Below are 25,641 nucleotides of genomic sequence, written 5' to 3' on the forward strand. Positions count from 1 at the left end.
CTATTTGGTCAGCTTGGCCATATCGTTGCAGTTGTCGGTGAAAACCAGTTCCCGCTCCGTTTTTTCTGCCTCTTGGCCTTTTTGGATGACAAACAGCTTCTGGCCGAGCAAAGCCAGCGGATGATCTTCGCCGGGCAGCACCGCAAGCTCGCCCACACCAGCGCCATGAAACACATCGCGCCACTGCTGAACAGTCATGAAGGTCGATTGCGTCTGTTTCCGATCATCGACAGGAGGCGTCATCATGAACGCCTGGGAGATCAGCATTTCCGTAAATTCTCTGGTCGGCTCGGTAATGAGCATCCACCCGCCAGGCACCAGACTCTCCATCAGACTGCGAATGATTTGATCCGTGTCGCGGGCATTGTTCAGCATGCCAGCCGCCACGACGATATCTACACTCCCTGGCTCCACACCTTGTTCAAACAAATTTTTGTCAATATCGACCACCGCAAAGCTCATCCACGGGCAATCCTTGAACCGCTGGCGGGCAGCCGCAAGGAAAAAGTGGGACACGTCCGTGTACATGTAGTCGACACGCAAACCTTTGGCAACTAGCGGTCGCAAGCGCGCGACGACGCCGTCAGTCGTGGCTCCTGTCCCTGCGCCTACTTCCAAGATGCGCAGCGAACGTTTGCCGGAAGCGATGCGGCTCGCCGCCTCTGCAACCGATTTGTTCAAATACTTGGCGACGAGCGTATCGCGGTAGAGCGCGTTGGCGACATCCATCCGGCCTTCCGGGAAAAGCAGCAAAGCTGCTTGCTGAGTGTCATTCATCAGCGCGGGAAGCTGATCGGCGTTGCTTTTCAGGTAGTCGATGACAAGTGGCGAACCAAGCTTGCCACTCCACGCTTCCTTCGCCATCATCCAGCGGCGTTCCACCTCTTCCCGGCTCATCCGCTGTCCGCACTGAAAAGCATCTTCACGGGCATCTATGTAGTTTTTGTCTTGCAAAACGTGCAGCCAGCGCCAGATGACAGGTTCGTGACGCGGTGCCACTTGAGCGAGCGAAAAAATGTCGGAGCTGCTGTATCGCCTATCGGGCTCAGCTAACGCCCCTTGCGATTGCAATGCCAACAGCATGGACGCCAGGGCAGCTTGCTCCAGACGCTCTACGCCTTCTTTCACCACTCCCGCATCCACGCCTGCCAGTTCGCTTTCCGCCACCGTCGAGCACGTAAACACATCGCGGTTTGCCTCTCCCCCCTGAACTGTCGACTCTTCCGGTTCAGGCAGGTCATCGGGAATCTGCAAAGCCGCCTGCCGCAGCACGTCCAGCGAAATCGGCTGATGCTTCCCGTTTGCGCGCAGCACCGGATAGCCCAATGCCTGCGTCCAGTCCTGCCAGCCGCGAGAGCAAAGCAGCTCCTGCTGCGCCCGCATGTCGATCGCCGCCCGATCCACGTTGCCCAAAATCATCTCCCGCATCGCCAGCAGATCACGCCCGATCGCTTGCGGCCATTGCTTGGTCAAAATATCGCGATAGCTTGCCGTCTCGCACGTCCCGAGCACTTCTGTGCTGCTTTCGAGCATATGGGCAGGCGGAGAGGCCACCAACGTTCCGTGAATATCCGGCAAATCAGGCACATGCAGGCGCGGCTGCCAGACGACCGGACCGTGTGTATCCGTGAGCGACAAGCTCCCTCCTGCTGTACCGATCGTAATTTTGTGCAACAAATGCAAATGATTGTCGGGATCATCAGGGTCGACTTCATTGTGGGCCAAAAGCGTCACCGGAATTTTGCCGAGCTGTCCGATCAGCACCTGAAAAGGCCCTTCGTCTTTGATCACATGGTTGATCTTCCACGGGCGGATCGTCGGCAGCGCCTCTTGCAAAATGTGCATCAGCGGATACGAAACTTGCGTGGCGCAAGCAGCCTCGATGTACAAGGCAGGCTGTTTGGCGAGCAGTTCTTTGGCGCAAGCGATAAATCGCCGGACCGCAGGAAGATGCACATACAAATCACCCGTCATGAAATAAACGCCGGATTGCCGCGCTTGCTTCAGGCACGCCGCCAAATCTTTTTGATGAATCGGCTGCTCGGACAGGACGTGAATGCCGCGCTCCAAAAGTTCCAGCGCCAGATTCGTGCCCTGTCCGCCCATCACGGTCGAGCGGAGAACGACGCACGCGAGATCGAGATTGGCCGGAAGCTGTCCCACTTCTGTAAACAAGGGAACACCCAGACGCTCGGCGCACTGTCGCGAACGCTCGCTGCCTTTTGCCAGCAAGCCGACCAGTTCATACTGCTCAGGCAGCGCCCGCACTGCTTCCAAGTAAAACTGTCCAAAACGAGTGCCGCATACGACAACACGCAGCTTGCGATTTGCTTTTTGAGTCATCGGGCACCTCCCGCTGTTCTTTCGCTTCGTTCAAGCGCAAGCTCCACGCCTTGGCGGCAAAGCGCCTGAATCAAAGCTGCCTGTGATACGCCTTCGGATACGTAGTAGCAGCCCGCTTTTTTGTCCGCTTCTTCCGTCACGAGCTGGGCAACCGTCGCCGCCACGATGCCCGACAAACGGTTCCAGTCACCGCGGTACAACAGCGTCGCTGTCAGCCGAACGGGAGCGCCGTCGCGAAGTCCGTCTGCATGCAGATGGAACATCGTGTAATCGTCTACGTTCGGCTTTTTGGCTGCGAACTGCTGCAACAAAAGCTTGGCAGAGTGCTGCTTTTGCTCCTCGGTTTTGTACTGCTGAAGAGCCTTGATCATGACAAACTGATTCAAGATGCCGCTATGTTGATAGCTGTTGTAAAAGTAAGCCGCCTTGATCTCATGGGCATGGGCCATCCGGCAAAATTCTTCGGTCAGGACGGGATACGTGTCCCGTTTGCCCGCTGGCTGGGGAAGCATGCAGCTTTTATGAAAAGGCCCGTCGATTTTGCGCACCTCTCCGTCACGGCAATAGCTCATCCCGTAGCCCGTGTCTTCCTCGATGCTGCACACGATGTCATAGGCAGCGTTCAGGGAAAAATCGCCTTGACCCGCAAAAAACAGTTCCAGCTGCTCGGTGCTGTCCAGCTCTTCCTCTGCTATGTATGAAGGGAATATCTCTGACAAGCCAGGGTACACTCCCGCTGAGATGACGAAGCGCAGTCCTTTTGCCTCGATCTCCGCTTTTCTCGTCAACAGCAGCCGATACAAATGCTCGTCGCCGGATACATCGACGTAGTGAACCCCTTTTTCCAGGCACGCCACAGCCACTTTATCGAGCACTTGCTTGGCAGGGCCAGCGCAGTTGATCACGATATCGCAGCGGCTGCAAAAATCAGCCAGTCTGGAAGCGTCGAACACGTCCACTTCCCAAAAATCGCCTCTGTCCTCGCATCCCGCCAGCAGTCCCCGAAGCTTCTCGGGATTCCGTCCTCCTAGCAAGACCCGATGCCCGGCAGCTGTGAGAATTGTCGCCAAAGCTGCGCCGCCAACCACTCCGGTCGCGCCGAGAATGCCGATTGTTTTTTTCTCCACGTGTTCTCTCCCTCTCTCGCCTGCTCGCTGCATCGATTCCGGCAAAAAAAGCCGGGCTGCGCCCTTTTGCGCCCATGTGCGCAGCCCGTGTTGCCTTTTTTGCTGGTGAGCTATCCTTCGCTCAATTTGATGCTTGGCAGGCTTTCTTTTCCTAAATGGTTCCCTCGTCGTAGTTCATATCCGGCTGCTCGGCATCGGTTGCATTCGCCTCGATGAACGCGGCAAGCTGTCCGAGCGTCGGTGCTTCAAACAAATGCTGCAAGGACAATTCCACCTGATGCCGTTCCTTCAACAAGTTCAGGCACTGGATGGCGCGCAAGGAGTCGCCGCCGCGCATGAAAAAGTTGTCGTGGATGCCGATATCGGAGCAACCAAGCACTTCTCCCCAGATGCTGGCGATCATTTTCTGCGTGTCGCTTTCCAGGGCAGCAGGCGCTTTGCCTGGCGAACTCGTCTTCTTCTTGCCGAGCTGCGCCAGCGCTTTGCGGTCCACTTTTCCATTGGCGGAAAGCGGCAGCTGGTCAAGCTGTACGAACTCTGCCGGAACCATGTAGTCCGGCAAGTTTTGCCGCACGGCATCCGCCAGTTTCTCCGGCTGGAACAGCTTCACGGCAAGCGGGGCCTGCGCCACGAGCAGATGTCGCTCGAATGTCTCCGCCGTCTGTCCGGCCTGCGGGAACGCTTCGACGCTCGTAAAGCCGTGTTTGTCCAGCAGCTTCTGCCATTGCCCGACGGCGAGCAGCGGGAGCTTGCTTGCTTTTCGCTCGTCCTCCAGATGGGAGAAGCCATCTTCGAAAAATCCGACAGTGGTGAGCAGCAAACGGCTGTTGCGGGTGGCCTCGACGAGCAGCAGGATGCCTCCTGGCGCCAAGAGCGCTTTGAGATAGTCCAGTGTCGCGTCGAGGTTACGGGAACGGTGCAGCGTGTTATCCGCCACGATCACGTCAAAGGAATGCAGCTCATAGCCTTGGGCAAGCGGTGCCTGATTCATGTCAAACTGACCGTATTGAAGCGGTTCCGCCTCGCCAAAAGCTTGCTTCGCCCTGTCTGTAAAGAAGGTCGACTCGTCTGCGTACAAATACTTGCTTCGCTCGGCTGGCAACACCGATACGAGCGCTTGAGTCATGCTGCCAGCCCGCGTGCCGATCTCCATGATGCGCAGCTCGCGCTCTGCGGGGTGGCTGTCTGCGATAGTTCCGAGCACCTGTGCAGCCAGGCCGTGGTAGTAGTCGCGCGTCAAATCAAATTGGCTCAGGGCGGCAGGAGTGAGAAACGCCTCTTCGGCCAGGAACAGCTCTAGCGGGTCAAGCTCTCCGGTCAACAGTCCGATAAAGAGCGGATAATCCCGGCGATAAACGGCTTCCAGCGCCTGGGCAGCCTCGGTGCGGAACGAAATGTCGAGCATCGCGTCACTCAAGGAGCGGACGCAACGATAGACGCCGTCCTCTGTTTTTTCCAGCAGCCCTTCTGTGCGCAGCGCCTCCAGCCAATGTTGCAGCAAGCTTTCGAAACGCGGGTGAATTTGCAAGTGTCGCATCAGCTCAGCCGTGGAGTAGCTCTCCTGCTCGCGGGTGAACACACCCATATGCTCCAATGTTCGGCACATGTACATGGTGCTCACCGCTTCCGCTTCGCCGAGGAACGTCTGCACAATCTCCGCATCCAAGGCAGACGGGATACGGGCGGCCTGCTTTTTCCCCGACTCGCTGATTTCCTGCAAGCGAAGCGAGCACGCAGCCGGATCGGCTTTGGCTGTCACCAGCAGCTCGGTTTCCTGTTGGCCATCGAGGACGACGTAGCCGACGAGACGCTTTTCTTCCCCTGATTCATCCGGTACGGCTACGATCGCTTCCTTCACGCCGTTCTGGCGCTTGAGAACTGCTTCGATCTCGCCCAGCTCGATCCGGTGCCCTCTGATTTTGACCTGGAAGTCCTCCCGGCCGAGAAACTCCAGATTGCCATCTGGCAAGTACCGTCCCAAATCGCCTGTGCGATAGAGGCGCTCGCCTGTCCGCGGGTGGCGGATGAACTTGTCATTCGTTTTTTCTTCATCCCGCCAGTAGCCTTTGGCAAGGCCAATCCCGGCAATGTACAGCTGCCCCGGCACCCAAACCGGGCAGTCGCCCATCCATTCGTTCAGCACGTGGAAGCGCTGGTTGAGCATGGGGCGTCCGTACGGAATGCTCTTCCATTCCGGTTCGACCTGCTCGATCGGGTAAAAGTTCGACCAGATCGACGCTTCCGTCGCTCCGCCAAGCCCGATCACTTGCGCATGCGGGAAGTAGGCTTTGATTTTGTCCGGCAAATCGAGCGGAATCCAGTCTCCGCTCAACAAGACGAGACGCAGGCTTGGCGCTACGCTTGCCTTTTGGCCGGAAGCGTACTCGATCAGCATCTGCATCAGCGCCGGAACCGTGTTCCAGACGGTCACCTGCTCTTTTTCCAGCCATTCGATCCAATGCGCAGGGTCTTTTGCTTTGGCGGCATCCGGCATTACAATCGTGCCGCCTGCGGCAAGCAAGCCGAACACGTCGTACACAGACAAGTCGAAGTTCAGGTTGGACAGGGCCAACACTTTATCGGTTGTGCTTACGGCAAACCGTTCGTTTATGTCGAGGATCGTGTTGACCGCGCCGCGATGGTCGATCATGACTCCTTTTGGCGCTCCCGTCGAGCCGGATGTGTAAATGACGTACGCCAAATCTTCCGGTCGTTCAGGGAATGACAGCAAGCTGGAGGCGCTGCCTTCGACCCGATCCACAGCCAGGCACTGGACATCGGCAGGCCAGCCCAATCGCTCCGCAAGCCATGATTGCGTCAGCACGAAGCGGACTTGCCCGTCACGCAACAGCTGGGCGCGCCGCTCTTCCGGATGAGCGGGATCAATCGGCAAGTACGCAGCACCCGCTGCCATAATGCCCAAGGTGGCGGCCACCTGCTCCCAGCCTTTTTCCATCACGATCCCGACCAGCGTGCCAGGCTCTGTTCCATGCTGCTTCAACCATTTGCCGATCACGCTCGCCAGTTGGGACAGCTCCGCATACGCCAGCGTCCGTTCCGCCGAAATGACGGCTGGCTGGTTCGCTTTGGCCGCGACTTGCTTGGCAAACAGTCCGCCAAGCGTCTCGTCAGTGAGCGGCGCGTCGGTGGCATTGGCCGCCCGTCTTGCTTCCAGTCGCGGAATGGCGATCAGGCTTGGCGCTGTCTCTTGCCATGCGGCCTGTTCTTCCGTCAAGCGGTGCAAAAGCTGGCAATAAGCGGCAAACATGTCAGACAGCATGCCTGCGGGGAACAGCCCTTCCACGGCATCCCAAATGAGCAAAAGCTCGCCGTCCTGCTCGACGACTTGATGATCCAGCCAAATTTGCGGGGTCTGGGTAATGTTGTAGACGAGCTTGCCCAGCCATTTTCCGTCCGTCCCGCTGCCGCTCCACTCATCTACGCCAAGCGCGCTCGTAAAGACGACTGGCATGGAAACGCCGTGATGCTCGCCGCTTCGTCTCGCCAGCTCCCGCTGCACGGTCACCCCGCCCACGAGCGGATGATCCAGGTCGCGCCACAGCTGCTGCTGCAAATTGCGGCCCCGTTCCAGCAGAGTCGCCCCTTTGGACAGCTCCACAGCCAAAAGCGTCAAGGTGGTGAAGTCTCCGACGAGCGCATGCACCTGCGGATGCAGCGGAAGACGGTTGAACTGCGTCAAGTTGATCGTAAAACGCGAGCTTCTGCTCCACGCTCCGAGCGTCTCGGCATACGCCGTCAGCAAAATGCCCGATGGGGTCAGCCCAAACTCGGCTGCGCGCTCCTTCAACTTCCGCCATTTGTGGCGATCCAGCTTCGCTTCCAACCGCTCAAACCGCTGTGCGGTCATCGTGTCGGGATTTTGCGCGAGCGGCAACTGCGGAGCTTGCGGCAAGTCATCCAAACGCGCTGTCCAGTAGTCCAAGTCGCGTTGGTACAGCGCTGACGACTTCAACTCCTCCAGTGCGAGAACGTAATCGCGGAAGGACAGATCGAGCTTCGCGAGCGGCGCGTCCGGCTCATGGTAGAGCCGCGTCCATTCGCTCAGGAGGTGGAACATGCTCCAGCCATCGAAAATCAGGTTGTCGAAGCTGATATGCAAGCGAACCCGACCGTCATGCAAGCGGGATGCCCTCACGTCAAACAGCGGCCAGACGTCAGGCGCAAGCACCTGGTGCGACATTTCCTCGCGAATCGCCAGCAGTTCTTCCTCCATGATCTCCGTTGGCTGCTCGCGCAAGTCCGTGATCGCAATCTGGTAGCGCGGCACCTGCGGCAAAATTTGCTGCTGCAAGCCGTTTGGCAAAACGACTGCCCGCATCATTTCATGGTGGTCGATCAAGCGCTGCCAAGCTGCGTTGATCCGCTCCAGGTCGAGATTTTGCCCGTCGATCTCGAAATAGCAATGCGTCGACACATTCCCCAGAGCGTAAACGCCGCTGCGGCCCAGCCAGTACGCCTGCTGGATGTCCGTCAGCGCAAACGGCTGCTCTCTCTGCTCAGGGGCAGGCACAATTTGCGGCCAGACAGCGGTTGTCTGCGCCTGTTGCCCGTTTTCTTCGAGCACCGCCTGAACGTGCGCCGCCAGTTCGGCAATCGTCGGCTTGTCAAAAATTTTGCCCAGCGAAAGTTCCACGCCGATGCGGCTGCGCACCAACGCAGCAAGCCGCGTCGCCAGAAGCGAATCCCCGCCCAGCTCGAAGTAGTTGTCGGTCATGCCCACTCGCTCGACGCCAAAAAGCTGGCACCAAATCGCGGCCATCTCTGTTTCCAGCGGCGTTTGCGGTGCGGCGAACGCTTTCTCCGCTTTCGTCCGCGTCAAACTGTCCGGCGCAGGCAATGCCTGGCGATCCACTTTTCCGTTTGCCGACAGCGGCAACGCATCCAGCAGGAGGAACGCGGTCGGCACCATGTAATCAGGCAGTTTGTGCTTCAGGAAGTCAGCCAGCCGCAGCGGATTGAAGCGCTGTCCATGCCCGGGGGCTTGCGCCACTATTACGTGCTGTCCAAACACATTCGCCGCGTCGCGCTCGTTCGGAAACGCCGCTACTTGTGCAAACGACTGCTTCAACACGCGCTGCCACGCAGCTTGTGCCAAAAGCGGCTTCTGGTCATGGCGACGCTCGTCTTGCAACCCGGTGAAGCCGTCCTCCAAAAATGCCGTACTGACCTGCTGCAAACGGCTGTCGCGCGTCAGCTCCAGCATGAGCAGCACGCCGCCCGGTACCAAAAGCGACTGCGCGTGGCTGAGCGCCACTCCGATATCCCGCGCCCGATGCAACGAATCGGCAGCGATGATGACATCGTATTGATGGGCCTCGTACCCTTGAACAAGCGGGTCTTTTTCCATGTCGAGCAACTGGCATTGCACATGAGGCAGCTTGCCGAATCTGCTCTTCGCCTCCTGCATGAAGAAGGTCGACTGGTCTGTGCACGTATACGCGACTACCTCTTCAGGCAGGACCGCCAGGAAAGCCTCGGTCAAATCCGCGCTTCTCGCCCCGATCTCCAAGATGCGCAGCGGCTTTCCGCTTTCGGCAAACGGCGCAGCCAACTGTTTCAGCATCAGCTGCGCCAGGCGATCTCTTTCTTGGGCAAAAGGAAGCGTCTGCAACAGCTCTCGCGGAGCAAGACCTGGCTCCGTGGTGAAGAAATGGGTCAGCGGGTCCACCGCTCCGGTCAACAGCCCGGCATGGGCGCCGTCCAGCTTTTGCAAATACAGAAGCAGTGCTTCGGCATACGCCTCCCATCCAGCCGGCGCTTCACTCGCCACAGGCGGCTCGAACCATTCGGCGCGAATCTCGCCGACCATGACGTATGTATCCGCTTCGCCTTTTTGGACAAGTCCCTCTTCCGCAAGCGAGTTCAGCCATTGCTGGACAAGGGCGCGATACCGTTCCAAAATGCCGCATTGCTGCATCAGTTCATCGAGGGTAAAGCTGCTGCCAGGAGCAAGCTTTGCGCCTGCTTGCTTCAATGCTTTGCACATATACCGGACAGCCAGTTGTTCCAGATACGCCCAAAAAGCTGCGAAAGCTTCCGGGGTCTGGATGTCCGGATCGCCTTGCCACTGCTCGGCCTGATCTTTTGCCGAGTCGAGCAGACTCGTCCACACCGCTTCCTGGAAGGCTGGCTCCGCTTCCATCCGCTCAAACAGCCCGGCATCGGCTGCCCGATCGGCAACGAGATAGCCTACCAGATGACGATTGCCACGCGGATCGCCTACAGCGGAAACGACCGCATCCCGCACGCCCGGATGCTGCTTCAACGCTGTCTCGATTTCGCCCAACTCGATCCGGTGACCCCTGATTTTCACCTGGAAGTCTTTGCGTCCGAGAAACTCAATCGTTCCGTCCGGCCAGTACCGTCCCAAGTCGCCTGTGCGGTACCAGCGGCCGCCCTGCCCATTTACGAAGCGCTCTGCTGTCAGCTCGGCATCGCCGCGATAGCCGAGCGCCACGCCCGCTCCGCCAATCCACAACTCGCCAGCCACCCAGTCCGGGCAATCCCGGCCTTTTGTGTCCACCACGCGATAAGACTGGCGCGCCAATGGACGTCCATACGGAATCGAAGTCCACTGAGCAGGGAGCGGCAGCTTGACGTCGTGCGCATTCGACCAGATCGACGCTTCTGTCGCACCGCCCATCGCCACCAGCTCGCTCGCTGGCGCTGCTTCTTTCAGCCGCCCTGGCAAATCGAGTCCGATCCAATCGCCTGACAGCATCGCCAGTCGAATCGGCAACGGCCCATGTCCCGCACTTTTCGCTGCAATCAGCAGCATATCGAGTAGCACAGGCACCGAGTTCCAGAGCGTAATCTGGTGCTCTTGGACAAGCTGCGCCCACTTGCTCGCATCCCGTCTGGATTCCTCGTCGATCAAGACGATGGAACCGCCTGCCGCCAAAAGTCCGAACACATCGTAAACAGACAAATCGAAATCGAGCGAAGACACGGCCAGTACACGGTCAGAAGACGTGACCTGATAGCGCCTGTTAATCTCGCAAATCGTATTCCACGCCCCGGCGTGACTGATCTCCACTCCCTTTGGCTCGCCTGTGGAACCGGACGTGAAGATGATGTACGCCAGACTGTCGACCGCTGCCGTTACAGGCTCAGCCAGCGCTTCGGCTTTTTGCGCATCCGCCACCGTCAAGACTTGCGACCCGGTCGGCCACTCCAGCTTGGCAGCGTGTTCGGCATCGGTCAGGGCGAAGCGAATGCCTGCTTTGGCAAAAATCCGCTCGCGTCTGCTCGCTGGCTGCCCGATCCCCACCGGAACGTAGCATGCGCCAGTCGCCATAATGCCGAGCACGGCCACGATTTGCTCAAACCCGCGCGGCAAGCTGACCGCCACTGGCTCGCCGTTCGCAATGCCCTGCCCGCTCAGAAAAGCCGCGACCTGCAAGGCTCTTTTTGCCAGTTCGCCATACGTCAGGGGCGTTGCGCCGTTCCCGTCAATAAGCGCCGTGCTTTGCGGATTTTGTCCGGCATTGCGGAAAAAGGCTTCGTGCAAACATTGCGGCGCAAACGGCGCAGCGTGCTCGTCCGCTGGCTCCTGTCTCTGCTTGGCGAGATCAGGCAAACATTGCGGCGCTGCCTGCCAGTCGTTTTCCGGGGCAACCAGCCAATCCATCAGCTTGCCAAAAGCGGCAAACATCTGGTCGATCATGCCAGCAGGGAACAACTCTTCGACCGCGTCCCACGCCAGCAGCAATCCCCCGTTCATTTCGTACGACTGGAAATCGAGCCATACTTGCGGCGTCTGCGAGATCATGTAGGAAAGCTCGCCCAACGTATCGCGGCATTCCTCGTTGATCAGCGGCGTCCCCAAATTGCACGCGAACACTACCGGAGCGAAATCGCGCTCTCCCTGGCGAACGCGGGCAAGCTCACGCTGCAACTGCACGCCTGAATAAGCTGCGTGGGCCACATCCTCGTGGAAGCGCGACTGGATGGCATGCACCCGCTGCAAAAACGACTCCGGCTGCTTCATGTCGACCGCAAGCAGCAGCAAATTGGTGAAGTCAGCGACGACTTCCTCAATCCCCGGCTCACTGGCTTGGCGATCAAACAGCGGAATGTTGATCAAAAATTCCGAGTGCGTGCTCCAGCGATCGAGCACTTCCGCATAGGCTGTCAGCAAAACCATCGCAGGCGTGACTTTGTGCGATTGCGCCCGCTTTTGCAGGCGCATCCAGTCCGTTTCATCCAGTCGATGCGTTCTTCGCACGAAAACAGGCGACTTGACCATTTCCGGCTTCACGGCAAGCGGCAGGCCAGGCGCTCCCGGCAACGTCAGCAGCCTGTCGTGCCAGTAACGGGCAGCCTGTTCCACATCAGCCGCTCTTCGCTCTGACTCTTGCTGCAAATAGCGGGCAAAGCTCCACTCGGCAGGCGCCGCAGGATCAAGCTCGCGCCCGTAGGCAGCTGCCAAATCGCGCAGGATGATGTGCAAGCTTTGGACGTCAGCGACGAGCAGATCGAGGTCAAAGTGCAGACGAGTCCGGTCACCCGTGAGCAGGCTCAGCTCCAATCCGGCCACTTCGCCAAGCTCGACCGCCAGCTTGCGGTGGGAAATCCGCTCGCGAATGCGCATAAGCTCCTGTTCTTGCTCGTGCTCTGCAAGGGCACGCAAATCGTGGACAGGGATTGCCTTTGCGTAAGGCGCATCCAGCACCTCTTGCCGCCCATCTGCCAGAAACCTGGCGCGCAGCATCGGATGGCCGCGCAGCACTTTTTGCCACGCTGCCAAAAGTCGCCCATGCTCTACGCCAGTTCCGTCGATCTCCAGATAGGCGTGGCAGCCCACTCCGCCAAGCGGCTGATCATCCTGGCGGCCAATCCAGTACGCGTACTGCACGTCTGTCAAGGCAAACGGCGCCTTCCCTGCTTCTGCGGTCTGCGGCTTTGCCTGACTCGCTTTGGCATTCGCTGGCTCCGTCGCTCTCTGGCTGCTTTTTTGCAAAAGCGCCCACCAATCTCCCAGGCGCGGGGAGGCGATCAGTTCGGCAAACGTCACCTTCGCCCCTTCCTTGCGCCATTTGTTGACCATCCTCATCATCTGCAAGGAGTTCAGTCCAAGCTCAATCAGGTTTTGTTCGTCAGCAAACTCGACCGCCCCGGGCAGCATCGATTGAATCTGGCGGCGCACCGCGTCATAGCCCAGAGAAGCCGCCACTCCCGCGGAATTGCTGTCATCAAGCACTTGCTTCATCACGGTTTCCTCCTTTCTGTCAAAAGTGCCCCTATTGTTGCTTCACGGCCTCCAGCTCGCGGCTCGCCATGACGAGCTGACGGGAAAAACTGCTCAGCTTCTCGCGCGTCTCTTCCAGTTCGCGCTCAGGCAGCGACATTTCGACTACGCCAGCCCCGGCATGTAGCCACGCTTGGCCGTCTTTTTGGTAGATCGTCCGCAGCACGAGCGCCGCGTCCATCGCTCCGCTCTCGTCATACGTCATGACGCATCCGCTGTACAAATTGCGCGGTACGCTCTCCAGTCTGCCGATCGCTTCGATCGACTCCCGTTTCGGAATCCCTGACGCCGTCACAGCCGGGAACAGCGCCCGGAACGCATGCCAAGAATTGCGGCCTTCCATGAGTTTTCCTTTCAGCCTGGAAGCGATATGCTGCACCGTTCCTCTGCTCGCCACGGTCATGAAATCAGTCAACAAGATCGTCGAAGCGTCGCAGACGCTCCTCATCTCTTCAAAAGCCAGCTTGACCGAAACGGCGTGCTCGGCAATTTCTTTCGGATCGTTGAGCAGCTCTGCTTTCAGCTTGTCGCTCTCCGCTTCGCTGCCCCCTTTGGAACGCGTGCCCGCCAGCGGATAAGTGCTGACCCAGCCTTCGCTGTCCACCTCGACAACCGTTTCCGGACTGAAGCCCGCCGCATTCATCCCTTCCAGACGAACCAGGAACGAACGTGCCGGAGTGTTGACTCTGCGCCCGGCGACGTAGCTCGCAACCATGTCCAGCTCTTCGGACACCGGAATTTTTCTGGACAAAATGACCTTGTGGTATTTGCGCTCGGAAATTTCCCGAACCGCTTCCGCAACTCCCTGCATGTACGTCTCTGCCCCGTGCGTATCTGCCTGCGGAACAGCCAGCTTTTCTTTTCCTGCGCGCTCTGCCAGACTGCTCTGCGGTGCTTTGCCAGCCAACTCCGCGAACACTTCACGCAAAAGCTGCCCCAGTTGCTCGCTGTGCTCTTTTGCAAGCGTCCGCAAAAGCACCTCGCCCTTGTGGAATCGCACCTCTGCTTGCGGAATGAACAGCTTGAGCAGATTCGGGTCTTCGGTAGCAAGCGGCAGTCCGTTGTAGTAACGGGCCATGCCGAAGTTCACGGTGCCGTATGCGCGCCAGTCGGCCAGCGGCACAGCGGCGAAGGCTCGTTCGATCGTCTCGCCGAGCTCTGCGTTTTCGTAGGTTGCCGTCTCTCCGCCGCAAACCATTTTCGTCTGCTGCGCATCTACGGTAGCCAGAGCGTGGATGCCCATTCCGATCGACAGCTCATCCCCGTTTTCGTAGAGTACATAATCTTCAAAAAGTCCACGCTCGACGATTTCTGCCGCCGCCAAATGAACATCTCCTGCAAAAGCAAACGTTTCTTCCCGATAAGTGTTGATCGGCGCAGTTGCCTCCACTTGTTTCGCCATAGCCATCTCCTTGAGCTTGTTTTTATTGACCTTCCCCACACTGGTCAGCGGCCAGCTGTGCGCAAATTCCAACTGGTCAGGCATTTTGTAGCGCGCAACGCCCTTCTCCTGGAAAAAGGCGTGAATATCCGCCAGCGTCAACTCCGGATTGTCCGTGATGACGAATGCGCAGCTTCTCTCCCCCAGCGTGGAATCAGGCAGTGTAATCAGAGCGGCATCCCTGATGTCCGGGTGGAGACGCAAGTACGACTCGACTTCGGCTGGCATGATTTTTTCGCCCGCGCGGTTGATCATTTCCTTGATCCGTCCGCCTACCTGGATATTGCCTTCCGGCGTGAACCGCGCTTTGTCTCCCGAGCGGTAAAAGCCGTCTTCCGTGAAGCTTTCGCGATTTTGTTCCGGTGCCAGGTAGTACCCGCGAATCGTGTACGGCCCGCGGACGATCAGCTCTCCGTATTCACCTGGTGCCACATCGTCTCCGTTCTCATCGACGATCCGTACCTCGTCTGCTTCGGAAATCGGACGCCCCTGGGTCGTCATGATGACTTCGTCGGAATCGCCCAGCGACGTGCCGCAAATCAAGCCTTCCGCCATTCCGAACACTTGCTGGAGCTTGCACGTCCACTCCCGCATGATGCGGCCAGCCACCTTGTCATCGAGCATCGAGCCGCCCACCTGCAACACTTTCAGGCTGGACAAATCGCTCTCCGTATCCCATTCCAGAACTTCCAGCCAGACGTTGACAAGCGCAGGCACCAATGCCGTAATCGTCACTTTTTCTTTTTCAATCAGCGGAAAAGCTTCATCGCAGCTGGTCGTTTGACACAACACAACCTTGCCGCCGACCGAAAACGCGCCGAGAATGCCAGGGCAACACAGCGGAAAATTGTGCGCGATCGGCAGAACAGCGAGATAGACGCTCTCGTCCGTCAGCTCGCAGCGAGCTGCCATTGCTCGCGCATTGTAGGCGTAGTCGGTGTGTGTGCGCGGAATCAGTTTTGGCGTGCCTGTCGTACCGCCCGACAACAGCAACAATGCCGTATCTGTATAAGCCGGGCCGTCGAACAACATCGGCGGGCCGCTGATCGTCGCCAGATTCGTGCCGATGCCGCTTTCTCCATCGGTCAAAACGAACTGCACGCACGCGTGTTTTTTGACCAAATGTTCCGCCAGCTTTGTATAGTCAAAGCCCAGAAACGTGGTGGGAATAATATAGGCAACGGGCTTAGCGAGCGAAAAAATCCCGTCCAGTTCCGCCTCCCTGTGGGCAGGCAATACGAGAATCGGCACTGCCCCGATGCGAAACAGGGCAAAGCATGTCAGGACAAAAGCAGTCCGGTTCGGAAGCTGGACCGCGACTTTGTCGCCTTTGCGGATGCCCATGCGGTACAGGCCAGAGGCAAGCGCATCTGCCTTCGCATCCAGCTCCTGATAAGTCAGTCTCGCTTCATCCTCGACCAACGCCACCTTGTCCTGATACTTTTCCGCCCAGCGGCGCAGTTGCTCCCCCAGAGTCAACGGCTCCCAAAACCCGCGTTGTACATACGTTTCTGCTGCTTGCTCAAACCAATCGGTGCTTGCTCTCATTCGTTCCTCCTCCAAGATAGCCGCGGGTGTATGTCCGTACCCCAAGCCGAATGATGCAGGTCATTGCCAAATTCGCTGTCGGTCATGCTGGTTTGTCTACCAACCAAAATATTGATACTGATTCTCATTGTCAATTCCTTATGTAGTCTATTTTTTCTACATTTTGGAAGGAAACGGCGCATTTTCTTCCACTTTCTCCCGTTTCCTTCATTTCTCGGGGATGATTTTACATTTACTTACATAAAAATAAGGACTTTCAAAAACCAAGCAAGTTGATATGTATAATAGAAGTTTCTCGTTTCCACACGGTTTTTCTCAGCGGCTAGACACGCAAAAACACCGGATGTATCTGCTGTTCTCCCTGATCAAAAGCAATCGCCGCGGAATATCCTGCTGCCGCGCTGAAATCCAAAATCGTCCATGTATTCCGAGCTGCTCCCTCTCCATTTACGCGAAAAATCCCCTGCTCGCCATCCTCTGCAATCCAAAAAGAATCGAGGGGGCGTGACAAGCCCTCCCCCGTCGCCTTGACAAACGCTTCCTTGCGCGCCCAGCAGTCGAAAAACATTTGCTGCTGATTCCCGGCGGCAGCCGCATGCAGCAGCTTCTGCTCGACGGGATGGAATTGCTGCGCCAACTGCGGCCATTCGGGTATGTCCCGAATCCATTCCACGTCAATCCCCACGCTGCGCCCTCTCGCAAAGACAGCCGCAACCAGCTCTTCGGAATGGGACAGGTTGAACGCGAGCTTCCCTGCTCTGCGCTCTGTGCGCAGTTCGGGCTTCCCGCGATGATCCGCCGCAATCTGGACGCGCTCGACAGGCATGTCTTCATAGCGCCCGCACAAGGAACGCACGAGGGCATGGGCGACGGCGAATCGCTCCCGATCCGCCGCAAAATAAAACCGCTCCATCCGCTCGACTTCTTCTTGGGTCAGCGCCTCGCGCAGCGCATGTTCCTTCCCGCGAAAGGCAGGGACGTGCGCCAGCCAAATGTGCAGCTCCGCTTCTGCAAGTTGCAGAGCTGTCCGATCGGCATGACGATCCATTTGCCACTCCGCCACGATCACTTTCGGGCGAGCGTTATCGGCGGTTGACCTCATCTCCGCTCACTTGCTGCTTCGTTCCCTGCCATTTTCAGATGCCCCGCCAAAATCGGGGAGAGCTGCCGCAACAGTTCCTCTCTGTTCGTCGTCAGGAAAAAATGCTCGCCTTCGATGATGCTCATCGTAAAGTCGCCAGCCGTATGTTGCGCCCAAGCCGCCATTTCCTCCTCGCTCGCCTCTCGGTCATGTGTGCCGCAAAAAGCAGAGATCGGACATTCGAGCGGCGGCTCCTCTTTGAACAAATACGTGTCGTCCAGCGTGAAATCTGCGCGCAACAGCGGCATGAACAGCTCCATCAGCTCTTTGCTGCGCAAAATCGCCTCCGGTGTCCCGGCAAACCGCCGCAGCTCCTCGACGAACAGTTCCTGCGGCAAATGGTACAGCGGATTCGGCTCCGGAATATGCGGAGCACGAGCCCCTGACACAATCAAACGGCTTGGCGCAAGCTGCCAGTTTCTGCGGACGGAGCGCGCCAGCTCGAACGCAATTTTTGTGCCCAAGCTATGCCCGAAAAAAAGAAACGGCCGATCCAGGTAAGGCTGAATCGCCTGGCTAATCGCCGCAACCAGCGTATCCATCTCGCGGATGGCAGATTCCATCAGCCTGTTTTCTCGGCCAGGAAGCTGAATCGGGTACACCCCTACTCCTGCGGGCAGCTCTTGCGCCCATCCCCTGTAAATCGATGCTCCTCCCCCGGCAAAAGGGAAGCAAAAAAGGCGGATTTGGTCGTGTTGATCAGGCTCGGCAAGCAGCCATCTCTCAGCCGGTTTCACCATGTCCATAGTCATTCCTCCATTCGGTTTTACAGACGGTCAGCTATGTCGTGCGCCATTCGTCCATTGCTTACGTAACAAGCATGATAACGATTATCACCTTTTACAAATTTATACAATGTCCATTTGGCTGCTTTTTCGCCAGATCAGGGCTTGCTTCCTCTCTCGTTCTCGCCTTAGGTCGTTCACAGTCATTTTTTTACAATCGGGAGGATTCACTCATCCCCTTCCATGCCAAACGAACTAGAAATTTTAACTGCGGACGAGAAAAAAGGAAAAAAAAGGAGATTATTGGCGATATTTGAGAAAAAACGTCCCAAAAAATAGAAATTTTAGCTTTCTTTTTAATCTGATAACAATTATCATTATCAGTGTCTTGTACTTTTTCATACTTCCGTGACATCGACATACCTTGTGACCATGCTTTGTTGGATGGGGATTTTGGGAAAAGGAGGAGATTGAACTCGCTTGTCTCATCCGTCTGGCCAACTCGCCGACGGACACCATTTTGAAGAAGAGGAAGGATGCTACATGCAAGCTCAAACGCTGGCTGTCCCGAATAGATGGACCATGCGCGACTTTATTACCTTGGCTATTTTCAACGTCATCATGCTCATCATCATGACTTTTTGTCCCGCCGTCTCGGTTATTTCGCCCCTTTTGGTCGGCGGTCTTACCGGCTTGCTCAACGGCCCGTTTTACATGGTCATGTCCAACAAAATCAGAAAACCGGGAGCGCTGTTTCTCACCGCGATCATTACGGGTCTGTACTTCGTCGGTTTCGGCTATGCCAACTACATGCTGACACTCGCTGTCATCGGGCTGATCGGGGAACTGATCCTCTGGAAAAAAGATGTTTCCGTCCATTCCGCTCGCAATGCCATCGCTTACGGAATTTTTTATGTCGGCTATTCCTTGTGCGGAGTCGTTCCGCTTATTTTCTTCCGCGACTCGTACATGGCGATTTTGAAAAAAACGTACTCGGCGGCGGCTATTGAAAACATGCTTTACTATTTCGATACGCCTAAAATGATCTTGCTCATGTGCTCGATCTCTTTGGTCGGCGGACTGCTCGGCGCTTACTTTGGCCATCTGATGCTGAGAAAGCACGTAAAAAAAGCGAAGCTCGTATAAACAACGGAGCGAGAAAGCAGCGACAAAAAGAACCTTGGCGGACAACGCCGCTCAAGGTTCTTTTGACATATTATGTGGGCGTGCTCGGGCTTGGCAAATTTGCAAAAGCAGCTTTGTTGATGCCCGCCAGATTCATCGTTTTGCGCAGCTCTTGGGCAAACTCCATGTAGAACAGCTTCTGGTTGTTGCCTCCTGCATACTTTCTCAGCTCGTAATCATTGATCAGCAAAGGATACAGATCTGCTAGATCATGCACCAATACTTTTTGCATATCGTGCTTCGCAATCGATGGCTCAAGCCTGCATTCGTCCACTAAAGCCTGCAACGTCTCCGCCAACGCCTGTTCATCGTACGCTGGATGAGCCAGCAAGTAGTTCAAATCGTAGAGGTCTTTAAATCGCGGGCGCACGATCGTCTGATGCAGCTTCCACGCCACCTGGATCGACAGCGGCACCGTGTACGGTACGCAGAAGCTGTCGCCCAGCACAGGCTGGTACTCCAGTGAGACAGGCGCAAGCTGCATGTCGAGGTGAAAGGAAATGTCCAGATACAGCTCGTGATACCGATTGGCTTCGCGCTTTTCTCCCGCAAAATAGTAGGCGATATCGGTATTCACAGTCGGAAAATCGTCCGCCATCGCATAGTCGATCCTTCGCCAAAAGGCGTTCTCGCGGAAGCTCCTGAACACGATGCCATCTTGCAAATCCATCTCTGTCGCCCGGATTAATGCGCTTGTAAACGTCTCGTGCGCATGCTCTGCATCGCGAATTTTCCCCGCGTACAAAAAATCGATGTCATCCACGTCCCGCATGTCCGGATTCGCCAAATACTGCCGTGTCAGCAAGCTGCCCTTCAAGACAAACGGCATGTTCACCAAAGCCATTCTTTTTAGCAACGCTTCCAACACGACAAGTTCCCTGGTATCCTCATCCAGGCTGCTCAAGTTTAGATGCAGCTTTTCATTCCCGTTCATAGTGCTATCCCCTTCCTTTCCTGCGCCCTACGAAATCCAGCCGCTGTCCAGTTCCTCTCTGCTGTCGTAAATGCACAACTCGAATTGTTCTTTTACAAGCGCGATTTGCTTTTCCTGCAAAGCAATATGAATCTGCTTGACCCGCTCGTAAAACTGCGCTTCGCTCTCGTACTCCCGAACCGTCACAAACCTGACTTTTCCGTTCGGATTGAGCGAGTTTCGAGAGAGATGTCCACCGGACGGCTTGCACAGTTGTTTCAGTCCGTCGACATCCTCGATCTCCACTTTTCCATGCCATTCAAAATACGGCTTGAATCGCTCTGTAATCGGCGCGTGAAAATAGGCCGTTTCTTTTGGCGAAATCTCTACTTTTTTACGGACAACCGTAAATCCGCCCTCCTGAAACACAGCGGCAATCCTGTCCATCTCGCTCTTGGCCGCCTGAAAGTCCGGGCGCTGGATCACCCCCGTCATCATCGGCTGGTGGATGTAATTCCCTTTGTCGAGGACAATCATCAGCGGTTTTACTTGCTGCGCTTGGCAGATGCCGATAAACGCTGCTTTGTCTTCTATAGCGACGTCGTCAAGTGTGACGTGAAATTCGAACTCCATGGGGTCACTTCCTCTGTTTGCTGATTTTTGCCTTTGTTTTTTCCACTTGGAAAAAGTTGCTTCTCTCTCCTTGTTAACGGCAAATTTGTCTCCAGATTTTAGGAATTTACGAGAGTCGGGCGCAAAAAAACGCCAGTTTCTTGGCGGGTTGGCTGTTTTTTATCGGTTGTTTTTTCGCTTTTGTCATTAACGCTCACGATTTTTGTCAAGTTGGAGCTCTAGCGAATAGCTTGGCCTTCGTCTTGAGCTTCCCGTCCTTGAGGGGCGTGCCTTCCAGCAGGTCATTTTTGCCGGAGCCGTGCAGGGGTCCGCCTCTTCCCTTTCCGCCGTCCGAATCACTATTAGCGTGCGGCTTTTTAGAACCATGCGGCGCGTCCACATCCAACTTCGCCACCGATTTGCCGCCTTTTAATGCTGCTGTGCCCATTCCAACGCTATACACCGTCAGCACGGCTTCCGCTACGACCATGTCTTTTTTGAACTCGTTTTGCCCTTTTACGTAACTTTCATCGACCGAGCGGGTCCACAGACCGCCGTGCAAATTATCCTGTTTGTACTTCTCGTCTTTTACAAAAGGGTCGATGTAATCGTTGTATAATCCTGTCCCGATCGAGACGGCTGCGTCGCCTGCATCTTGGGCTACGTCCTGCCATGATTTTTTGCCCGAAGCCACTTTCTCTACATATTCGGCTGTGTTGGTGGCGACTTCCACCGCTCCTTTGGCCAGATTGTTCCTCTCGGTCAGCGAACCGACTTCGGAGCCGCTCACAAACTCATGCAAGCTTTGGGCTGGGCGTCATCGCCTCCCAAAACCCCCGTCACAACCAGGTCGCCCGCGTCTACCGCCGCGCCCCACAAACCAGCCAACGTATCCCCAAAAGCAGCAAATTTCCCTTCCACCTCTGCGATCTGTTATCCAAGGTTCGTTTCGCCATGACCGCGAGAGTCTCGTTTGCCGCTACATCCCACTCATACCTGCTCCATATATGCTCTTGGATGACAAAAAAGCTCATTCCTACTCATGATTCAAGTGGGAATGAGCTTTTGATCGTTTATTAGTGTCTGAATGGTTTAATGCTTGGTTTATTGGTTGTATTGTATGATCTTGTTGTTGAGGTTGTAAATAGGCTTACAAAAAAATCTGGATTCTACCCATTATTCTTAAATACTATATTTCTCTTTAATTCTCAATAAATATTCGTTAACTTCATCTTTTTTGTCTTCGTTCTTTTCAATATAGAAATTACATGCTACCTGCAAGTAATCATATAGTTCTTTATAACTGACAATATCATAAGTATCATCTACACCATAATAAAACAAAATGCAATTTTCACCAAAATACCCTTCATCCCCTACATCGTATTCATCTGAATAGATAACCGCCATATAATCTCGTCTCTCAACGTACTCGTTTAAAAAACCTTCTTATACGACTTGTATTCGTCACGCTTGACCATTCCCTGAATCCAAAGCGTCAACTCTCGCTCGTTTACCTGCTTCCGTATACTCCTAATAAACTCATGAGTCTTTTCTGACATAAGCAGATATGGGTGGCAATGCAGATAATTTGGCAGGAAATACGTGTTGTTCTTACCCTGACTGACCAGAATCATCTTCTTGTCTGCCAATTCCTTGATATGGCGTTCTACTGACTTTGAACTGCATCCGACATTTCGGGCAATCATTTCGATGGTCGGATAGCATTGACGTTTGTCGCTCATATAAGCGATTAGGTCAATCAGAATCAGCTTCTCATAATGTGTTAAGCCGTAGCACCGATGGATTTTATGCGGCACTTTTGTAAACCCTTTATGCTGTGATGTGAACTGACTCTCTTGACTTACCTTGTCCATTTACTCATTAGCGGCTTGACAATTCTGAATTTGAACAAAATCCTTCATTCCCTTTACCTTCCTTCTCGCAATTTAGTTCCGCCTCGGAGCGGCTATGAAGTTAGGAAGGCGGCTAGCCTACACGTTACCTTACCTGTTATATGTCAACTGGTCGTCACCAGATTCATTTCTTCACAGTAACAATCGCGATAACTTGCCATTCAGTTGCTGATAAAATCAAAAATATTTTCGATGTAGCCCCCACTACTATTAATTGTCGTGCTACACATCCTTAAAGGTGCGATTGGTTAGTTTCTCATCCTCTCTAATAGGGCGACATACCGTACAGTTACGATTGAATTCAAAAAACTGCGAGAAAACGAAGCTAACAAAAAACAGATCAATCATGGTGGTATCTGACCATAATTGACCTGTCACCTGTTTAATGTATCGGAATAGCACTTTTTAGGGTATAAAGCCAAAGCATTGATGTGCGTACAAATAAAATGAAAAAATCTTTATTCGAATACAACTTGAGTTAAGTCTACTTAGATTCATCTGCCCTACTCATTCGGCACTGGGTGGGGTCTACCCATCAACAAACCGCAATAGGATAAAAGACCACGATACGTTCGGCTATCTCGCATTGTGGCTTAGTCGGTTCTATTGCATTATCTTTTTGTTGTTGTATAACTCCATACAAATATCTTGACTATAGTTTACTCAACACATCCTTAATTCGACTAGATAGGTCTCTCTTCTCATCTTCCGATAATTGTTCCCCAATATCATTCAAATCGAACTTCTCTAATTCACTTTTTATAATCCTAATATTTTCATTTGCTCGTATATTATTTAGTAATAATAATTCAGCTAAAGTTGTTTTGACAGTTATGTTTTCACTTGACGTATTTCTACTATCCCTCTTAAATCGTTCCAAGACATTATTAACAATATCTTCTCCACTACATGCTTCAAAATTTTGATTTTGAAAATACTCCCTAACGTTATTTGTCATTTCAAAATAATACCATCTTACTACAGGATAATAATCCAATGGCTTTGTATCTATTTCTTGTAAGATTCTATCTCTACGGATAAGTAAATCCTTAAATTGCTCATCTGTTACTACGTTTTTTAGCTTATTTAAATCTAGTGAAAGTAAATCTTTTTTTGTTGTTTCTTTAGCAGTAACTAGTACCTTTGATTGCTTTAGTAACAATTCTCCATATATAATGTGGATAATTGCCTTCTCCATCTCTCCTTGATTTTGGATTGCTTCATACACATTGTATGTTCTAGCAAGTGATTCAGAATCACTCATATTTGCGTTTTTATATGAAAAATAATCTTCCATAAAAGATTCAAATAACTCCTCGTATTCCCACTTCAAACTCATTCCAAAATTACCACCTTTTAATTTATTTTTCGGGTTTCGGAAGTTCTTTAGGAGGCACTAAATTGCCACTATTATGAATTACCTCAATTTCAATTCTCGGATATCTTTCTTTAAATTTACCGATTATATTGTTACAGCTTGCGCATGTATCTCTTTCGGTAAATATCTTCACTTTCCCTGTAGCATTAGGATTATATCCAATCTTTTGGGCTAAATCATTCATTATTTTGTATTCTGAATCTTCTAGTCTTTCAAAAACACTTCCCTTATTATCTGGTGCTTTTGTATCATTAAACACAGGATCATCTGGTAAGAAAGAAAAACCATTTAAGTTCGGATTCCCTGATGAAAAATCAACTTGACTGGAGGCATAAAACTCTCTTTGATTTACAGTCGGAATGTCTACTTCAGCGTATCCAAAGTTTCCTCCCTTTTTTAATACTGTTTTAGATAAACGACTTTTCAGTTCACTTACTCTATCAATAATATAAGCATCGGCAACAGGATCAACTTTCCTTGTTTCTAGCCACTTAAAATTAATTAACTGGTCCGTATTCGGATCAAGTGCGTACCTATATTCAAGTGGTGTTGATCCATGTTCTACAACAGCTTCACCCGTCCCCTAAGTTGTAAAGCTAAATCCCGCTAAAAGGATGGTGGTATCCAAATTTTCCAACTACCACCATTCTATCATTAGGCAACTTGTTCAGCGAGAGGCGGGGCGATGTATGGAGTCTTGTTCTTCATCATGCCATAGATGATGTTAACCAGCCGCCGCATGATGCAGACTAACGCCTGCCCTTTCGTCTTGCCTTCTGCCTGCTTACGTTCGTAATAAGCAAGAAAGGCGGGGTTACGGGGGAGCTTGCTTCCTTTGGAGACTTGTACCTGCTGGACAGCAAGGTTATAGAAGATGCCGTGCAGGGTGCGGTTGCCCTGCTTGCTCTTCTGCTCCTTGCCCTTCCCTCCCGAACTGAATTTCACGGGAGCTACCCCCGCGAACCGAGCCAGCTTGTCAGGGGTGGAAAATCGGTTAATGTCTCCGATCTCAGCAACTAGAGCCGATGCCGTTACAAGGTCAATGCCTGGCATCGTCTCCAACTGGTAGCCCAACTGCTTCATCATGCGGTGCAGTTCGCCCTCTACCGCTTGGATTTCCTCTTTCTTGAAACGGATGTCTCTCACATGGCTCTTGATGAGAAAATCCCTTGTTTCTTGGTACTCCCGTTTCGTCTCCCCATCTACCGCCACCAATGCCAAGATTTCCTCCGCCTTCTTAGTAGAGCAGGTGTTATAGCTCAATTTCAGTAATACTTTCCGCAAATCCTCCAAGCTCACGCCTTTTAGATGGGGCGGGGCGGGGTAGGTATGCCAAAACTCCAAGGCACATTTCCCGTCAATATCGCTAAAAAACTTCTTATAGCTCGGATAGTGATGGGACAGTTGCATGTGAAGCTGGTTCTTGAGGGAGATATGCGCCTTAATCAGCGCATTTCGTCTAGCCACAAGTTGCCCGATTGTCCAGTAGATGTCTTGCGGGTTGGCATCGGGCAGGATGTCCAGCTTGTTCACTACTATCTTTGCTACACATTCCGCATCCCAGCTATCGCTTTTCTGCGTAGTTGGATAGCTCTTTCGTTCCGCATAGGACAATGCCGAATTGACTTCCTTCACCTTCTGCTTGTTCTCTACGAGGAACACGGCTAATGCCCGCCCATAGCCGCCCACGTCCTCCAATCCATAGATCGGGGTCATGCCTCTTTTGCAGAACTTCTTTACATAGGTGAGCAGTTCCTCGAAGACGGCGGGTTTGTTCTCGAACTGGATTTCGCCTAACTTCTCGTTCCAGCAGTTGACGATCACGGCGGTATGCGTATGCTTGTGCAGGTCAACCCCCACATAAATATGCTTTTGTTTGTAATGTTGGCTCAAAAGGCATCACCTCGATCTACGAATTTATAAGGATAGAAAAGAATGTCGGCAACCTCAGCTCGAGCGTTAGTCATTCGTATGACCCGCATTGGGACGCAAGCCTGTCCATTCTTTTCTGGAGTTGTTAAATGATTCGTTCTTTCCTACT

General features: G+C 53.9%; 14 protein-coding genes and 1 pseudogene. 1 reads left to right on the plus strand and 14 read right to left on the minus strand.

Features of this window, described 5'->3' with window-relative positions; genetic code table 11:
- From HP435_RS21325 to HP435_RS21350, 6 genes are all read right to left on the minus strand, one after another.
- Entirely contained in the window at positions 1 to 2,343 is a 2,343-nt protein-coding gene (locus tag HP435_RS21325) for a bifunctional Gfo/Idh/MocA family oxidoreductase/class I SAM-dependent methyltransferase (RefSeq protein WP_173599904.1), read from the minus strand.
- A complete protein-coding gene (locus HP435_RS21330) occupies positions 2,340 to 3,470 on the minus strand; it encodes a saccharopine dehydrogenase family protein (RefSeq protein ID WP_173599903.1) in 1,131 nt (376 codons plus the stop codon). The genes HP435_RS21325 and HP435_RS21330 overlap by 4 nt, the downstream gene beginning before the upstream one ends.
- 151 nt (positions 3,471 to 3,621) lie before the next feature.
- Positions 3,622 to 12,702 (minus strand): non-ribosomal peptide synthetase, encoded by a 9,081-nt coding sequence (locus HP435_RS21335; RefSeq protein ID WP_173599902.1) that lies wholly within the window; start codon positions 12,700 to 12,702, stop codon positions 3,622 to 3,624.
- Between the two features lie 31 nt (positions 12,703 to 12,733).
- Positions 12,734 to 15,730, minus strand: coding sequence for a salicylate synthase (locus HP435_RS21340; RefSeq protein WP_173596782.1), 2,997 nt, complete (start codon positions 15,728 to 15,730; stop codon positions 12,734 to 12,736).
- Between the two features lie 322 nt (positions 15,731 to 16,052).
- Positions 16,053 to 16,832 carry a 4'-phosphopantetheinyl transferase family protein gene (locus HP435_RS21345; protein WP_173599901.1) on the minus strand — a complete coding sequence of 260 codons (780 nt, stop codon included), beginning with the start codon at positions 16,830 to 16,832 and terminating at the stop codon, positions 16,053 to 16,055.
- Positions 16,829 to 17,617, minus strand: a complete 789-nt coding sequence (locus HP435_RS21350) for a thioesterase II family protein (protein WP_173596781.1) — start codon at positions 17,615 to 17,617, stop codon at positions 16,829 to 16,831. Before HP435_RS21350 ends, HP435_RS21345 begins: the two co-directional genes overlap by 4 nt.
- Before the next feature lie 522 nt (positions 17,618 to 18,139).
- Here HP435_RS21350 and HP435_RS21355 point away from each other — a divergent pair.
- On the plus strand, positions 18,140 to 18,742 hold the full coding sequence (locus HP435_RS21355; RefSeq protein WP_063227909.1) for an MptD family putative ECF transporter S component: 603 nt from the start codon (positions 18,140 to 18,142) through the stop codon (positions 18,740 to 18,742).
- A 70-nt stretch (positions 18,743 to 18,812) separates the two neighbouring features.
- Here the strand turns inward: HP435_RS21355 and HP435_RS21360 are convergent, their stop codons facing one another.
- The 8 genes and pseudogenes from HP435_RS21360 to HP435_RS21395 form a co-directional block, all read right to left on the minus strand.
- The gene (locus HP435_RS21360; RefSeq protein ID WP_173599900.1) at positions 18,813 to 19,715 is read right to left on the minus strand and encodes a nucleotidyl transferase AbiEii/AbiGii toxin family protein; all 903 of its coding nucleotides are present in this window, start codon (positions 19,713 to 19,715) and stop codon (positions 18,813 to 18,815) included.
- Between the two features lie 27 nt (positions 19,716 to 19,742).
- Positions 19,743 to 20,327 (minus strand): hypothetical protein, encoded by a 585-nt coding sequence (locus tag HP435_RS21365; RefSeq protein ID WP_173599899.1) that lies wholly within the window; start codon positions 20,325 to 20,327, stop codon positions 19,743 to 19,745.
- 205 nt (positions 20,328 to 20,532) lie between these two features.
- Positions 20,533 to 21,096 carry a hypothetical protein gene (locus HP435_RS21370; RefSeq protein ID WP_173599898.1) on the minus strand — a complete coding sequence of 188 codons (564 nt, stop codon included), beginning with the start codon at positions 21,094 to 21,096 and terminating at the stop codon, positions 20,533 to 20,535.
- 392 nt (positions 21,097 to 21,488) lie between these two features.
- A pseudogene (gene cdiI, locus HP435_RS21375) lies at positions 21,489 to 21,737 on the minus strand (ribonuclease toxin immunity protein CdiI); the annotation flags it as partial.
- Between the two features lie 5 nt (positions 21,738 to 21,742).
- Complete coding sequence (locus HP435_RS21380; protein ID WP_141254290.1) at positions 21,743 to 22,183, minus strand: helix-turn-helix domain-containing protein; 441 nt, start codon at positions 22,181 to 22,183, stop codon at positions 21,743 to 21,745.
- A 691-nt stretch (positions 22,184 to 22,874) separates the two neighbouring features.
- On the minus strand, positions 22,875 to 23,561 hold the full coding sequence (locus HP435_RS21385) for an Imm3 family immunity protein (RefSeq protein ID WP_122966788.1): 687 nt from the start codon (positions 23,559 to 23,561) through the stop codon (positions 22,875 to 22,877).
- A gap of 22 nt (positions 23,562 to 23,583) precedes the next feature.
- Positions 23,584 to 24,102: a deaminase domain-containing protein gene (locus tag HP435_RS21390; RefSeq protein WP_173599914.1), complete on the minus strand. Its 519-nt coding sequence runs from the start codon at positions 24,100 to 24,102 to the stop codon at positions 23,584 to 23,586.
- A 152-nt stretch (positions 24,103 to 24,254) separates the two neighbouring features.
- Positions 24,255 to 25,493, minus strand: coding sequence for an IS110 family RNA-guided transposase (locus HP435_RS21395; RefSeq protein WP_173599897.1), 1,239 nt, complete (start codon positions 25,491 to 25,493; stop codon positions 24,255 to 24,257).
- Between the last annotated feature and the right edge of the window lie 148 nt (positions 25,494 to 25,641).

Source organism: Brevibacillus sp. HD3.3A, from assembly GCF_013284375.2.
In the GTDB taxonomy this organism is placed as follows: Bacteria; Bacillota; Bacilli; order Brevibacillales; family Brevibacillaceae; genus Brevibacillus; species Brevibacillus parabrevis.